Source organism: Marinobacterium aestuarii (assembly GCF_001651805.1).
GTDB classification, from domain to species: domain Bacteria; phylum Pseudomonadota; class Gammaproteobacteria; order Pseudomonadales; family Balneatricaceae; genus Marinobacterium_A; species Marinobacterium_A aestuarii.
In genome coordinates, this window is record NZ_CP015839.1 from 1,336,770 (window position 1) to 1,352,473 (window position 15,704).

A 15,704-nucleotide genomic window follows, 5' to 3' on the forward strand; every position below is an offset into this window, starting at 1 on the left:
CCTGGAGGTCCGTGAACACGCATTGTGTCCATCGGTCGCAGGCTTGTAAACGCCCGCAAAGAGGCGGGGGCGGCGTATGTGTCACCCGGGCGTGCCTTAGGCTGGTCGGGCGGGTATAAAAAAGGCATAAAAAAACCGGCTCAGGCGCCGGTTTTAAAGGTGAATCAAGGCTTGTTCAGGGTAATCAGATGCGCAGCGCGCCGTCGACTTCGATGCAGCGGCCGCTGATGTAGTCGTTTTCAAGAATAAAGGTAACGGTACGGGCGATTTCTTCCGGCTGGCCAAGGCGCTTGGCAGGAATACCGGCGGCCATTTTTTCCAGCGCTTCGGGTTTCATGGCCATGACCATGTCGGTGGCAATAAAGCCCGGAGCGATTGAGGCTGCGCGGATACCGTAACGCGCCAGTTCCTTCGCCCAGGTCACGGCCATGGCCTGTGCACCGGCCTTGGTGGCGGTGTAGTTGGTCTGGCCCATGTTGCCGGAGCGGGAGATGGAAGAAATGTTGATGATGCAGCCGGGGTTGCCCAGCTCGATCATTTTGCACGCCGCCTCGCGGGCACAGAGGAAGGTGCCAGTAAGGTTGACGTTCATGACCATGTTCCAGTTGTCCAGGGTCATTTTGGAGACAACCTTGCCGTCTTTGGCTTTTACCAGCAGCGCATCGCGGGTAACGCCGGCATTGTTGATCAGGCCGTTGATGGCGCCAAAGTCCGTGGCGATATCAATGAACAGTTGCTCGACTGCCGCTTCGTCGGTGACGTTGCAGAGGTAGGAGCGTGCTTCCACGCCTTTTTCCATGCACAGGCCGGAGGTTTCATCCAGATCCGGACCATTCATGTCGACCAGAGCCAGGCGTGCGCCCTTGCCGGCCAGTTCCAGTGCCATGGCGCGACCCAGACCGCGACCGCCACCCGTGATTACGATTACCTTGTCTTTAATGTCCATTGTGTTCACCTGATTCCAAGTATGATTCTTGTGTAGTTTTATTATTGTGCGCTGCAGTATGTTGCATTGCACAAAGCTATATCGCTTGTGCACAAATGTCTACCGGGTTCACACAACTGTCATCAAACTGTTGCCGGCGGTTGATATAAAGCGTTCCGCGTTTCCACTTTTTCCGATTTCAACTTGATGATTTATAAGGATTTTATTTTTATCCCTATTTGTGGGAAAAATTTTCTTATACTTTGGTCTAATTTGGCTGCAGCATTTTGCCTTGGCGACACAAATACCCGCGCGAGGGCATTTAAGTTGCGGATCCAGCCATCATCTGGTGTGATGAGGAAAATCATTTCGGACTATGGCAATGCGGTTTCTTTTTCTGCTTTTTATCATCATCCCAATTATCGAAATTACCCTGCTGATTAACGTCGGTCAGGCCATCGGTGCCTGGTATACCGTGGGGCTGGTGCTGCTGTCGGCCTTTATCGGCGTCAATATGCTGCGCTATCAGGGGCTGTCGACGCTGGCGCGGGCGCAGCAGAAGATCAACGCCGGCGAGATGCCCGCCGGTGAAATGATCGAGGGGCTGGTGCTGGCCGTGGGCGGTGCGCTGCTGATCACGCCGGGCTTTTTTACCGATGTTATCGGCTTCTGCTGCCTGATTCCCTTTACCCGCCAGCTGCTGTCAAAAGCGCTGGTGAGTCGTTTTACCCTGGTGGCGGCGTCCCACCGTCGTTCTCCCTTTGAGGGCCCCGAGGTTCCACCGGGGCCGGGCAACTCCCGGCCCGACCCCCGTGTCGATGGCAAGGGTGATACCATCGATGGCGAGTACCGCCGCGAAGACGACTAAGCGACTCCAGCACAGCGGCTCTCCAGTCACTACGGGTGACCCCATGTTTTCGTCCTTCCTTATACAGGCGCCGCTGGCGCCTGTTGTCGTTGGGGCTCTGGCCCCTGCTTTCGGGGGCTGGTGAGTGCGGGGCTTTGGGCTGCAGGGCAGAGGATGCAGGGCAGAAATTTTTCAAATTTTTTTGCTGGTGCTGTTGAAATGCATTTCCCCGCCCCCATTATCCTGAACATCCAGTATCTGGGGCAGCAGATGGCCTGTTGTCCTTTCTCTGTAAACAATAGCTTTGGATCCTAATAAGATCAGGAGAGTAGAACAGATGAAAATTCGTCCGCTTCACGACCGAGTTGTAGTTCGTCGCAGTGAAGAAGAAACCACCAGCGCTGGCGGTATCGTTCTGCCGGGTTCTGCTGCAGAAAAGCCGAACCGTGGAACTGTAATTGCAGTGGGTGAAGGGCGCACGCTGAACAACGGTGATGTGAAAGCACTGACCGTTAAAGAAGGTGACGTCGTTCTGTTTGGCCAGTACTCCGGTAGCAACGTTGTCAAGCTTGACGGCGAAGAGCTGCTGATCATGAACGAAAGCGAAATCTTTGGTGTGGTCGAAGGCTGATTGGCCTGCTTGACCCCGTTGATTTCCGATTTATAACGCTTTGTATAGGATTAACAGACAATGGCTGCAAAAGACGTACGTTTTGGTGATGATGCACGCAAACGCATGCTCAAGGGTGTCAACATCCTGGCTGACGCTGTAAAAACGACCCTGGGCCCTAAAGGCCGCAACGTGGTACTGGAAAAATCCTTTGGCTCGCCGCTGGTCACCAAAGACGGTGTATCCGTTGCCAAGGAAATCGAGCTGAAAGACCGCTTCGAAAACATGGGCGCGCAGATGGTCAAGGAAGTCGCTTCCCAGGCCAGCGACGTTGCCGGTGACGGTACTACCACTGCAACTGTTCTGGCTCAGGCGATCGTCAACGAAGGTCTGAAATCCGTTGCTGCCGGCATGAACCCGATGGACCTGAAACGCGGTATCGACAAGGCCACTATTGCCGTTGTTGAAGAACTGCGCAAAATGGCTGTGCCCTGCACAGACTCCAAGGCCATCTCCCAGGTCGGTTCCATCTCTGCCAACTCCGACACCGATGTTGGCGAGCTGATTGCCAAGGCAATGGAGCGCGTTGGCAAGGAAGGCGTCATCACCGTTGAAGAAGGCACCAGCCTGCAGAACGAGCTGGACGTTGTTGAAGGCATGCAGTTTGACCGCGGTTACCTGTCGCCGTACTTCATCAACAACCAGGAAAACATGTCGATCGACCTGGATCACCCTTACATCCTGCTGTTCGACAAGAAAATCTCCAACATCCGTGATCTGCTGCCGACTCTGGAGCAGGTTGCCAAGTCTTCCCGTCCGCTGCTGATTATTGCAGAAGACGTTGAAGGCGAAGCGCTGGCAACTCTGGTTGTCAACAACATGCGCGGTATCGTCAAGGTTGCTGCCGTCAAGGCACCGGGCTTTGGTGACCGTCGCAAGGCCATGCTGGAAGACATCGCTGTCCTGACCGGCGCCACCGTGATCGCTGAAGAAGTGGGTCTGAGCCTTGAAACCGCCACGCTGGAACAGCTGGGTCAGGCCAAGCGCATCAACATCACCAAGGAAAACACCGTCATCGTTGACGGTATTGGTGAAGCCACTGATATCCAGGCTCGCGTACAGCAGATCCGCGCTCAGATCGAAGAAACGTCTTCTGATTACGACCGCGAAAAACTGCAGGAACGTGTTGCCAAGCTGGCCGGCGGCGTAGCCGTTATCAAGGTCGGTGCTGCCACCGAAACTGAAATGAAAGAGAAGAAAGCCCGCGTTGAAGACGCCCTGCACGCAACCCGTGCGGCCGTTGAAGAAGGCGTGGTTCCTGGCGGCGGTGTTGCACTGATCCGCGCTCTGTCCAACGTACAGGGCCTGGAAGGCATCAACCACGACCAGACTGTCGGTATCGAACTGGCCTTCCGCGCCATGGAAGCTCCGCTGCGCCAGATCGTTGAGAACGCCGGCGAAGAAGGTTCCGTGGTTGTCTCCAAGGTTCGTGCAGGTACTGGCGCCTTCGGTTACAACGCGGGTACTGGCGAATACGGCGACATGCTGGAAATGGGTATCCTGGATCCGGCCAAGGTGACACGTTCTGCGCTGCAGGCGGCGGCATCTGTTGCCGGTCTGATGATCACCACCGAAGCCATGATCGCTGATCACCCGGAAGACAAGCCGTCCATGCCTGATATGGGTGGCATGGGTGGAATGGGTGGCATGGGCGGCATGATGTAAGCAGCCTGCCCAGGCTCCCTTGACCCGCCGCCAGGCGGGTCGCACGCTAAAACCCCGACTTATGTCGGGGTTTTTGCGTTTAGGGCAATGGCTGTCAACCCGCGGGGTTGGTCATCCAGCGCGCACGCTGATGTGCACGATTGCAGGGAGGCAGGAGGTTGAGCGACGCAGGATGCCAAAACCCAGGAACAGGCATGATCGGTGATATTGCACCCTGGTCAAGTGTCACTTCGATGTCTCCTGCTTTTAGTGCTATCGGTTCACTCATTGGACCCTGATACGCCATACGCATGAGTATGCGTATGGCGTATAGGCCTAGTCGGTATTTCGATTGGTGCTGCGCAGCCTATCGTCTAGTCTTGAACGCGTTTAACAGCTTTACGACACAACAATAAATACGGAATACACGATGAATAAGACCGTTTCGATTCTGGCCGGCGCCATGCTGAGCCTGGGGCTGATGAGCGCTCAGGCCGCGACCCTCAAAATGGCCTACGATGCCGACCCGGTATCGCTGGATCCGCACGAGCAGCTCTCCGGCGGTACCCTGCAGCTGTCCCACATGACGTTCGACCCGCTGGTGCGCTGGTCCAGGGATCTGGGCTTCGAGGCCCGTCTGGCTGAAAGCTGGGAACGCGTGGATGACCTGACGATGCGCTTTCACCTGCGCCAGGGCGTGAAATTCCACAGCGGCAACGCGATGACTGCCAAGGACGTGGTCTTTACCTTCAATCGTCTGAAGGAGTCCGCCGACTTCAAGAGCATCTTCGGGCCGTTCAAGGAAGTGAAGGCGGTTGACGACTACACCATCGACCTGGTGACCCACAAGCCTTTCCCGCTGGTGCTGAACAACGCCACCTACCTGTTCCCAATGGACAGCGCCTTTTACAGCGGTACCGACGAAAACGGCAAGCCCAAGGACCTGCTGGTCAAGCACGGCGATTCCTTTGCATCCAGCCACCTGTCTGGCACCGGTCCCTATACCATCAGCAGCCGCGAGCAGGGCGTGAAGGTAGAGTTTGACCGCAACCCGGATTACTGGGATACGCAGTCGCCGGGCAACGTCGACCATATAGTACTGACTCCGATCAAGGAGGCACCGACCCGCGTCGCCGCGCTGCTGTCCGGTGATGTCGATTTCATCGCGCCGGTGCCGCCCACTGACCTGGATCGTATCGAAAAGAGCGACCGGACGAACCTGGTGGCCATGGGCGGTACCCGCATCATCACCTTCCAGCTGAACCAGGCGCGGGTCGAAGCCTTCAAGGATGTGCGTGTCCGTCAGGCGGTGAACTATGCGATCAACCAGCAGGGCATCGTCGACAAGATCATGAAGGGCTTCGCCACCACTGCGGCGCAGCTGAGCCCCGAAGGTTACCTGGGCCACAACCCGGCCCTGAAGCCGCGCTATGACCTGGAAAAAGCCAAGCAGCTGATGCAGGAGGCGGGGTATGAAAAGGGCTTCACCGTGACCATGATGGCGCCGAACAACCGTTATGTGAACGATGCCAAGATCGCCCAGGCGGTGGCCTCCATGCTGGCCCGCATCAATATCACGGTCGATCTGAAAACCGTACCCAAGGCGCAGTACTGGCCGGCCTTCGATGTGCGTGAAGCCGATATCATGATGATCGGCTGGCATGCCGATACCGAGGATTCCAACAACTTCTTCGAGTTCCTGACCCAGTGTCCAAACAAGGACACAGGTGCCGGCCAGTACAACAGCGGTAACTATTGCAACCCGGCGATCGACAAGCTGGTACTGCAGGCGAACAGCGAGACCGACGTTCAGACGCGCGCCGAAATCATGCAGACCATTGAGCAGATGCTCTACGACGATGCCGCCTTCGTACCGCTGCACTGGCAGAACCTGGCGTGGGCGGTGAACAAGAACGTCGATATAGCGCCGGTGCTCAATGTGATGAACTTCCCCTACCTGGGCGACCTGGTCATCAAGGAGTAATGCGGTCGGTGCCGGCGCAGCACGTGCGGCCGGCACCGCCAATGTCCGCTGTTTTCCAGATGGGTAGCCAGTCCGGCTGCCTGTTCCCGCTGTCAAACCGACGTCTGCCCCAGGGATTGGAGCGAGACTCGAGGCTGTGAAACCATGATTGCTTTTTTGATCAAACGCGTCGTTCAGGCGATTATCGTGATGTTTGTCATCAGCCTGGTCAGCTTCTCGATACAGGACAACCTCGGCGATCCGCTGCGAGAGCTGGTGGGTCAGTCGGTATCGGAAGCGGAACGCCAGGCGCTGCGCGACGACATGGGGCTCAATGACCCCTTCCTGGTGCAGTATGCGCGCTTTGCCAAAAATGCCCTGCAGGGTGATCTGGGCACCTCCTATTTCTTCAAGGAGCCAGCACTGCAGGTGATTCTGAACAAGTTGCCGGCCACGCTGGAGCTGGTGTTCGGTGCCACCCTGATCATCATGCTATTGTCGGTGCCGCTGGGGGTCTATTCGGCGCTCAAACCCTACAGCCTGTTTTCCCGGGCCGTCATGGGGTTCAGTATCATTGGCATTTCGGTGCCCGTGTTCCTGACCGCCATCGGCCTGATCTATCTGTTTTCCATCGAACTCGGCTGGATGCCCTCGTTCGGCCGCGGCGACACGGCGCTGGTGTTCGGTTTCTGGAACAGCGGTTTCTTTACCACCGATGGTCTGGCGCACCTGGTGCTGCCGTGCATTTCGCTGGCGTCGATCATGCTGCCGCTGTTCATTCGTCTGATCCGCGCCGAGATGATGGAAGTGCTGCAGTCCGAATACGTCAAGTTTGCCTGGGCCAAGGGCCTGGCGCCGCGGCGTATCTATTTTCTCCATGCGCTGAAAAACACCATGCTGCCGGTTATTACCGTCGGCGGTGTGCAGATCGGCACCATGGTGGCCTACACCATCCTGACGGAAACGGTATTCCAGTGGCCGGGTATGGGCTTCCTGTTCCTCGAGGCGGTCAACCGGGTCGATACGCCACTGATCGTGGCCTATCTGATTGTCGTCGGTGCCATCTTCGTGGTGACCAATACCCTCGTCGACCTGATCTACGGCCTCGTGAATCCGACAGTGCAGCTGGCAGGTAAAACGTCATGAACGATCACGTACAGACCCTGGATACACCGCCGAGCGCCTGGCAGCGTTTCCTCGACAGCCACCTGTGGCACAGTTTCACCAAGGACCGGGTGGCGCAGTTCAGTCTGCTGATTTTCGTCGCCTATGCCATCCTGGCGCTGCTGGCGCCGCTGATTGCGCCTTACAATCCCTACGACCCGGCCCAGATCGACATCCTCAATGCCGAAATGCCGCCCAGCTGGGAGCCGGGGTCGGACCCGGCCTTCTGGCTCGGCACCGATGCCCAGGGCCGCGACCTCTGGTCGACCATTCTCTACGGCACCCGGGTGTCGCTGGCCATCGGTCTGTGCGCCGTGGTACTGCAGGCGCTGATCGGTATCGTCGTTGGCCTGCTGGCCGGTTACCGGGGCGGGCGCATTGACAGTCTGCTGATGCGTATAGCCGATGTGCAGCTGTCGTTCTCGACCATGATGGTGGCGATCGTGGTGCTGGCGGTGTTCCAGGCGACCTTCGGCACCGAGCTGTACCAGGAGCTGGCCATGGTGATGCTGATCCTGGTGATCGGCATCGCCGAATGGCCCCAGTATGCCCGTACCATCCGCGCCTCTGTGCTGGCCGAGAAGAAGAAGGAATATGTCGACGCGGCCCGGGTCATTGGCCTCAGGGCGCCGCGCATCATGTTCCGCCACATTCTGCCCAATACGCTGTCGCCCATTCTGGTGATCTCGACGGTGCAGGTGGCCAACGCCATTATCGCCGAGGCCTCGCTGTCGTTCCTGGGCCTGGGCATGCCGGTGTCCGAGCCGTCGCTGGGCTCGCTGATCTCCAGCGGCTTCGAATATATCTTTTCCGGCTCCTGGTGGATCACCGTGATCCCGGGCGCGGTGCTGATCAGCCTGGTACTGGTGATGAACCTGCTGGGCGACTGGCTGCGCGACGTCCTCAACCCGAAACTCTACAAGGGATAAGCCGATGGCACTGTTGGAAGTCAATAACCTTGAAGTCCGTTTCGGCCTGCGCAGCGGCGAAGTGACGGCCCTGCGGGACATTAATTTCAGCCTGGAGCGGGGCGAGCGGCTCGGCGTGGTGGGCGAGTCCGGTGCCGGCAAGTCGGTGCTGGGTTTCTCGATCCTCAACCTGCTGTCCAAACCCGGTTATATCGCCGGCGGCGAGATCCTGTTCGAGGGACAGAACCTTGCCGCGATGTCACCCAAACAGCTGCGCTCGATTCGCGGCAACCGCATCTCGATGATCTTCCAGGATCCGATGATGACGCTCAATCCGGTGCTGACCATCGGCCAGCAGATGGTCGAGTGCCTGCTCGCCCATCGCAAGATCAGCCGCGCTGATGCCAGGCGCATTGCGGTGCAGAAGCTCAAGCAGGTGCAGATTCCGTCACCCGAGACGCGTATCGATCAGTACCCGCACGAACTGTCCGGTGGCATGCGCCAGCGCATCGTCATCGCCATCGGCCTGCTGATGGACCCGGACATCATCATTGCCGACGAGCCGACCACGGCGCTGGACGTGACCATTCAGGCCGAGATCATGGACCTGATGCTGGATCTGTGCGAGCGCAACAGCGTGGCGCTGATGCTGATCACCCATGATCTGGGCATAGTGTCCCAGATGACCCGCCAGGCGATGGTGATGTACGCCGGTCGCATCATCGAGCAGGGACCCACCAAGGAAATCATCAATGATGCCCAGCATCCTTACACCCAGGGGCTGATGAACGCGCTGCCGCAGATGGCGCTGCCGGGACAGCGTCTGAACCAGATTCGCGGTTCCATGCCGCCGCTGCAGCATATCCCCACCGGTTGTGCCTTTAATCCGCGCTGCGACTATGTGATGGATGCCTGTCGCCATGAGCTGCCAGGCTTCACCCGTTCCGGTGGCTGCAGGGTTGCCTGCCATATGGTGGCGCAGATGAAACTCGAGGAAGAGGCGGCCGCACGCGCCCTGGAGGTCAACTAAGATGAATGCCCAAGCCAAATCCCTGGTTCAGATCAGGGACCTGTACAAGCGCTTTTCCATCTCCGGCGATTTCCTCGATCAGCTGAAATTTCGCGGCGGCAAGCTCGTGCGCGAACAGCAGCATGTGCACGCGATCAACGGTGTGAACCTCGACGTGCAGCGCGGTGAGGCGCTCTGCGTGGTCGGCGAGTCCGGCTGCGGCAAGTCGACCATCGCCCGTACCGTGATGGGGCTGCTCAAGCCCAGCGCTGGCTCCATCAGCTATGGTGGCGAGCGTATCGATCATCTCAGTGACCGTCAGATACTGCCGTACCGGCGCAAGATGCAGATGATCTTCCAGAACCCCTATGCGTCGCTGAATCCGCGCATGACCATCGCCCAGACGCTGGAAGAACCGGTGCGCTTTCACAACCCCGGGGCGTCGACCACCGAGGTGCGCGACAAGGTGCACGAGGTGATGCAGTCGGTCGGTATAGACCCGAGCTGGGGCAAGCGTTTTTCCCACGAGTTTTCCGGCGGCCAGCGCCAGCGCATCAGCATCGCCCGGGCGCTGGCGGTAGATCCGGAATTCATCGTCGCGGACGAGCCGATCTCGGCCCTCGATGTCTCGATCCAGGCCCAGGTGCTGAACCTGATGATGGACGCCCAGGAAAGCCGCAACCTGACCTATCTGTTCATTACCCACGATCTGTCGGTGGTCGAGCATTTCGGCACCCGGGTGGCCGTCATGTACCTCGGCAGCCTGTGCGAGCTGGCCCCGACCAAGGCGCTGTTCGCAACGCCGCGTCACCCGTATTCCCAGGCGCTGCTGTCGGCGATCCCGCGTCTGGAAGACGGCAGGCCGGCCCATATCCGGTTGCAGGGCGAGGTGTCGACGCCGGTTAACCTGCCGTCGGGCTGCGTGTTCCATGGCCGCTGTCCCCATGCCAACGAGCGCTGCTCGCGGGAAATTCCCACACTGATTGCCACCAGTGAAGGTGGCCAGGTGGCCTGTCACGCGGTGCAAGAGGGCCGGTTCTGAGATGAGCAAACTACATATCAGTGCAAACTTCGACAGCGGCAATATTGACGTTCTAGACGCCAGCCGGGCGGACGATATACAGCTGAAAATCCGCAAGGACAGCGGCTCGGACTTCTACCAGTGGTTCCATTACCGCGTACAGGGCGGCCGCGGCCTGGCGCTGCGCATGCGCCTGCTCAACGCCGCCGGTGCCTCCTACCCGGACGGCTGGGACGACTACCGGGCGGTGGCGTCCTACGATCGCAAGCACTGGTTCCGGGTGCCGACCTGCTACAGCGGCGGCGAACTGGTGATCGAACACGAGCCTGAGCAGGACAGCCTCTACTATGCTTATTTCGCGCCCTACAGCTTCGAGCAGCATCTGGACCTGATCGCCTGGGCCGGCCAGTCGGAGCGGGTGCGCATCGAACATCTGGGCACTACCCTGGACGGCCGCGACCTGGATCTGCTGCGCATCGGTACGCCGGCAGCGGGATGCAAAACGATCTGGATCACCGCGCGCCAGCATCCGGGCGAAACCATGGCCCAGTGGTGTGCCCAGGGGCTGATCGAGCGGCTGCTGGACCGGCACGATGCCCAGGCGGGCCGACTGCTGGAGGAGGCGGTTATCTACCTGGTGCCCAACATGAATCCCGATGGAGCGGTGCGCGGTCATCTGCGCACCAATGCGCTGGGCGTGAACCTGAACCGGGAATGGGATAGGCCCAGTCTCGTGCGCAGCCCCGAGGTCTTCCTGGTGCGGGCGCGGATGGAGCAGACCGGGGTCGATCTGCACCTCGACCTGCATGGCGATGAAGGACTGCCGTGCAACTTCATCGACGGGCAGGACGGCTTGCCCTGGGCCGAGGCGTCGTTGCTGCAACAGGAACTGCAGTTCGAGCAGGACCTGGCGGCGGCCAATGCGGATTTTCAGCTCGAGCGCGGTTATCCGCCCGGCAAGTACGGGCCCGAGTCCATCACCATTGCCAGCAACTGGGTTGGCAAGCGCTTTCAGTGCCCGGCGATGACACTGGAGATGCCGTTCAAGGACTACGATCTGCGGCCAGACCCGCTGCAGGGCTGGTCGCCCGAGCGCTCGGCGCGCCTGGGCGCATCCCTACTGGACCCGCTGCTGGCCTGGCTCGCACGCCAGATCTGAGGAACGTTGGATGGAAGTCAGATGGCTGGATGATTTCATCGCACTGGCAAAGACGCGGCACTTTTCCCGTGCCGCTGACGAGCGTAACGTGACGCAACCGACCCTGAGCCGGCGTATCAAGCTGCTCGAAGACGAGATGGGCGTGACCCTGATTGACCGTAACACCCTGCCGCTGTCGCTGACGCCGGCCGGCGAGGTTTTTCTGGCCGGCGTCGAACAGATTAGCCGTATCGCCCGCGAGACCAAGGCGCGCTGTAACGAAATACGTGAGCAGGAAAGCAATCGGCTCTACTTCGCCACCACCCAGACGCTCTACCTGTGCTTTTACAACGACTGGATCCAGCCATTCTCCAACCAGCCGGGTTTCGACATCGAGCTGAACCTCAAATCCACTGCCTGGGTCGGTGCCGACTTCGTTAATGCCCTGGCCCAGGGGGATTGCGATCTGGTGCTCTGTTACTGGCACCCGGCCATCGAGTTCATGGGGGCGCTGGATGAGGACCGCTTTGAATACCTGACCGTGACCGACGAGGTGCTGGTACCGATCACCGCGCTGGACGATCAACAGCAGCCGATCTATTCCCTGCCGGGCAGCGGCCGCGAACCGCTGCCCTATATCGGCTACCATGAGGGCGCTTTTGCCCGCCCGGTGATTCAGCAGTTCATGCAGCAGCAATTACGGCCGCCGCAGCTGGTCACCATGAACGAAAACGTGCATGCCATCAGCGTCAAGGCCATGGTCAAGGAGGGCTTCGGCCTGGGCTGGGTGCCGCGCCGCCTGATCGACGATAGCCTGCGATACAGCCAGCTGGGCCTGGCCGGTGACGAACACTGGCATATTCCGCTACAGATCCGTCTTTATCGGCGTCGACACGACCACAATGCCAACCTCGAAGCGTTCTGGTCGCTGCTGGCCGAGCGTTTCGAGCGGCCTTCCAGCGTCTTACCCTGATTCAGGCCCCAGGGGCCGGAGTAAACCCTATGCACAAATTCTTTGCACACCATATCGAAACGCTCAGGGCACGCTTTGACCGGATCTTGTCAGAGTCTGCATTCGACGCGCTGTTGCTCGGTTCCGGCACCGCACCGCGGCGCTTTCTCGACGATACCCAGTATCCCTTTCGGGCCCATCCGCCTTTCGTGCAGTGGCTGCCGTACCTGACCGAGCAGCCCGGCAGCTGGCTGCTGCTGCGTCCGGGGTATAAGCCCGTGCTTTACCTCTACTGCCCGGACGATTTCTGGCACCAGGCCCCCGAAGCACCGAGCGGCGACTGGACCGCTCTGTTCGAGATCGAGTGCTTCACCGATGTCGGCGCACTGAAAGCGCTCTTAAAGGGCCTTGGCCGCACCGCCGTGATTGCTGCGGCGCAGCCGGATTTTGCCCGTGAGGACTGGGTGCACAATCCTGCTGGGCTGATGGCACGGCTGGATTTCGAACGGGCGCTGAAGACCGACTGGGAGCTGCATTGCCTGCGACAGGCCAACCGTATCGCGGTGCGGGGGCATCTTGCCGCCGAGCAGCTGTTCCAGGCCGGCGCCAGTGAATACGCTATCCACCAGGGCTACCTGGCTGCCATCGATCACAACGAGCGGGACCTGCCCTACGACAATATCGTGGCGCTGAACTGTCATGCGGCGGTGCTGCACTACCAGTTTCAGCAGCGCGAGGCGCCGGCTGAGCGACACACGCTGCTGATCGACGCCGGTGCCAGCCATCATGGCTACGCCGCCGATATTACCCGCACCCATGCCGCCGATCCGGCCTCGGCGTTCGCCGGCCTGATCGCGGCGCTCGACAGTGCACAAAAATCCTTGCTGCGCTCCGTCGCCCCCGGTGCCAGCTTCATTGAACTGCACCAGCAGATGCACGAGCTGCTCGCAGGTGTACTGCGCGACGCCGGGCTGGTCAGCGCCAGCGTGGAAGCGCAGATCGCGCAGGGCATCACCCGTGCGTTCTTCCCCCATGGTCTCGGCCATTTGCTGGGCCTGCAGGTGCACGATGTGGGCGGCTGGCAGCAGGACGCCGCCGGCAGCCTGCGCGAGCCGCCTGCGGAGCACCCGTTCCTGCGCCTGACCCGAACGCTGCAACCGGGATTCGTCATCACCATCGAACCGGGGCTCTATTTCATTCCGTCGCTGCTTGGCAAGCTGCGAGAGTCTCCGGGCGGTCGCGCCGTGAACTGGGCACAGCTGAAAGCCCTGATGCCCTTCGGTGGTATCCGTATCGAGGACAATGTCGCCGTGACTGCACAGGGCTGCGAGAACTTTACCCGCGATGCGTTTGCAGCGGCGGGGCGGGAAGGGTTCTAATACCGCTCATTGAGCAGCACCAGGGAGACCGGCTTATGACCACTGCACCCGTTACAAATGCACTGATGACCAGGGCATTTGAAACGCTTCAATCCACATTCGGTCTGACGGCCTTTCGTGACGGCCAGCAGGCCGCCATCGACAAGCTGCTGCAGGGTGAGTCGGTACTCACGGTCTTTCCCACCGGCGGCGGCAAGAGTCTGTGTTATCAGCTGCCGGCGCTGCTGATCGAGGGTCTGACGCTGGTGGTTTCCCCGCTGATCGCGCTGATGCAGGACCAGGTCGCGGCCCTGCACGCCAGGGGTATTGCCGCGGCGCGGCTGGATTCCAGTCGCAGCGGTGACGAGGTGCGCGAGATCTACCGTCAGTTGCGCAGCGGTGAGCTCAAGCTGCTGTACGTGGCGCCGGAGCGGCTGCAGAATTCGCGTTTTCTGGCGCTGTTGCAGGGGCTGCATATCGGCATGATGGCGGTAGATGAAGCCCACTGCATTTCCGAGTGGGGCCATAACTTTCGTCCCGACTATCTCAAGCTGGCGCAGCTGGCGCGGGATATAGGCGTGCAGCGGGTGCTGGCCCTGACCGCCACCGCGACGCCATCCGTGGCTGCGGATATCTGCCGCCAGTTCGCTATCCCTGCGAGCAATCATATCCACACCGGCTTCTACAGGGCCAATCTGGCCCTGGCGGTAACGCCCTGTCGCGATGCTGACAAGCTGCCGCTGTTGCTGCGTGCATTGCAGGTCGCCCCCGGCGACGCTTCCATTGTTTACGTTACGCTGCAGCAGCAGGCCGAAAGCCTGGCGGCACAGCTCCAAGGCGCCGGTATCCGCGCCCGGGCCTACCACGCTGGCATGAAACCCGAGGTGCGCGAGTCCATCCAGAACGCCTTTATGGCGGGGGAGGTCAGCACTGTGGTGGCGACCATCGCCTTTGGCATGGGTATCGACAAGGCCGACATCCGTGCCGTGTATCACTACAACCTGCCCAAGTCGCTGGAAAACTACATGCAGGAAATTGGCCGCGCCGGGCGTGATGGCGCGGCGTCGCGCTGCGAGCTGTTCGCCTGCCCGGACGATATCCGCGTACTGGAAAACTTCACCTATGGCGACACGCCGGTGCCGCAGCATCTGGATGCGCTGATCGGGCATCTGCTGTCACTTGGCAATCCCTTCGATATCGCGGTCTATGACCTGTCAAACCAGTTCGATATACGCCCGCTGGTGATCAATACGGTGCTCACCTACCTGGAGCTCGAAGGCGTGATCGCCGGCACCGGGCCTTTCTACAGCACTTACCAGATCCGCTTCGAGCTGCCCCAGGCGCAGCTGTTGCAGGGCTTTGATGCCGCTCGGGCCGAGTTTCTGCAACGGGTGTTTGCCAGCGGCAAGCAGGGGCGGATATGGCTGACGCTGGATGTTACCCATGCCGCCGAGGCGTTGGGCGAGCCGCGTGAACGCCTGCTCAAGGCGCTGCAGTATCTGGAGCAGCAGGGCAGTATTAGCACTCAGGTCAAGGGCGTGCGCCAGCAGTATCGCAGGCTGCAGACGCCGGACCTGGCGCAGCTCTGCGGGCGCCTGGGGCAGCTCTTTGCGAGGCGCGAAGAACAGAGCCTTTCCAGGTTGCGCCAGGTGCTGGACTATGCCGAGGATGCCCATTGCCTGCCGGCCCAGTTGTGCGGCTATTTCGGTGACAACCTCACCGAAGCCTGTGGTCAGTGCAGCAGCTGCCTGGAATCGGGCGCGCGCAGCCTGCCGACCCTGGCCGACGCGGCCATGAGTGCCGCCCAGCAACGCAGTATCGATTCCCTGATCGCAGAGGGCCAGGAGGCGCTACGCCACCCGCGCCAGCTGGCCCGTTTCCTCTGTGGCCTGTCGAGCCCGGCGACCTTTCGACTGCGCAAGCATCCGGCCTATGGCAGCCTGAGTGCACAACCCTTCCAGCAGGTGCTTGAAGCTGTAGAGCGACGTTTGGGTGCTTAGCGGCTTGGCCGTCAGGTGCTATGGCGACGGCTGTTGGGTTTCGCTTCGCTGCACCGCAACCTACTTGTACATTCCGTTTTTGTGGCGCGAAGAAGGCGTCAGGGG

General features: G+C 60.2%; 13 protein-coding genes. 12 read left to right on the forward strand and 1 reads right to left on the reverse strand.

Annotation, left to right across the window (positions count from 1 at the left end; translation table 11 throughout):
- Positions 1 to 184: 184 nt before the first annotated feature.
- On the reverse strand, positions 185 to 946 hold the full coding sequence (locus A8C75_RS05935) for an SDR family oxidoreductase (protein WP_067379414.1): 762 nt from the start codon (positions 944 to 946) through the stop codon (positions 185 to 187).
- 361 nt (positions 947 to 1,307) lie between these two features.
- Between A8C75_RS05935 and A8C75_RS05940 the strand changes: the two genes are divergently transcribed.
- The 12 genes from A8C75_RS05940 (at position 1,308) to A8C75_RS05995 (ending at position 15,599) form a co-directional block, all read left to right on the forward strand.
- Entirely contained in the window at positions 1,308 to 1,793 is a 486-nt protein-coding gene (locus A8C75_RS05940; RefSeq protein WP_067379423.1) for an FxsA family protein, read from the forward strand.
- 316 nt (positions 1,794 to 2,109) lie between these two features.
- A complete protein-coding gene (locus tag A8C75_RS05945; protein WP_067298629.1) occupies positions 2,110 to 2,403 on the forward strand; it encodes a co-chaperone GroES in 294 nt (97 codons plus the stop codon).
- Positions 2,404 to 2,463: 60 nt separating this feature from the next.
- Positions 2,464 to 4,107 (forward strand): chaperonin GroEL, encoded by a 1,644-nt coding sequence (gene groL, locus A8C75_RS05950; RefSeq protein WP_067379425.1) that lies wholly within the window; start codon positions 2,464 to 2,466, stop codon positions 4,105 to 4,107.
- Positions 4,108 to 4,516: 409 nt separating this feature from the next.
- The gene (locus A8C75_RS05955) at positions 4,517 to 6,070 is read left to right on the forward strand and encodes an ABC transporter substrate-binding protein (RefSeq protein WP_067379428.1); all 1,554 of its coding nucleotides are present in this window, start codon (positions 4,517 to 4,519) and stop codon (positions 6,068 to 6,070) included.
- 144 nt (positions 6,071 to 6,214) lie between these two features.
- Positions 6,215 to 7,195: an ABC transporter permease gene (locus A8C75_RS05960; RefSeq protein WP_067379431.1), complete on the forward strand. Its 981-nt coding sequence runs from the start codon at positions 6,215 to 6,217 to the stop codon at positions 7,193 to 7,195.
- The gene (locus A8C75_RS05965; protein ID WP_067379434.1) at positions 7,192 to 8,142 is read left to right on the forward strand and encodes an ABC transporter permease; all 951 of its coding nucleotides are present in this window, start codon (positions 7,192 to 7,194) and stop codon (positions 8,140 to 8,142) included. Before A8C75_RS05960 ends, A8C75_RS05965 begins: the two co-directional genes overlap by 4 nt.
- A 4-nt stretch (positions 8,143 to 8,146) precedes the next feature.
- Complete coding sequence (locus tag A8C75_RS05970; RefSeq protein ID WP_067379438.1) at positions 8,147 to 9,151, forward strand: ABC transporter ATP-binding protein; 1,005 nt, start codon at positions 8,147 to 8,149, stop codon at positions 9,149 to 9,151.
- Between the two features lies 1 nt (position 9,152).
- A complete protein-coding gene (locus A8C75_RS05975; protein WP_067379440.1) occupies positions 9,153 to 10,172 on the forward strand; it encodes an ABC transporter ATP-binding protein in 1,020 nt (339 codons plus the stop codon).
- A gap of 1 nt (position 10,173) precedes the next feature.
- Positions 10,174 to 11,310 (forward strand): M14 family metallopeptidase, encoded by a 1,137-nt coding sequence (locus tag A8C75_RS05980; RefSeq protein ID WP_067379443.1) that lies wholly within the window; start codon positions 10,174 to 10,176, stop codon positions 11,308 to 11,310.
- Positions 11,311 to 11,320: 10 nt separating this feature from the next.
- Positions 11,321 to 12,262, forward strand: coding sequence for a LysR family transcriptional regulator (locus A8C75_RS05985; protein WP_067379446.1), 942 nt, complete (start codon positions 11,321 to 11,323; stop codon positions 12,260 to 12,262).
- A 29-nt stretch (positions 12,263 to 12,291) separates the two neighbouring features.
- Positions 12,292 to 13,620 (forward strand): Xaa-Pro dipeptidase, encoded by a 1,329-nt coding sequence (pepQ, locus tag A8C75_RS05990; RefSeq protein WP_067379449.1) that lies wholly within the window; start codon positions 12,292 to 12,294, stop codon positions 13,618 to 13,620.
- A gap of 35 nt (positions 13,621 to 13,655) precedes the next feature.
- A complete protein-coding gene (locus A8C75_RS05995; RefSeq protein ID WP_227819841.1) occupies positions 13,656 to 15,599 on the forward strand; it encodes a RecQ family ATP-dependent DNA helicase in 1,944 nt (647 codons plus the stop codon).
- Positions 15,600 to 15,704 lie beyond the last annotated feature (105 nt).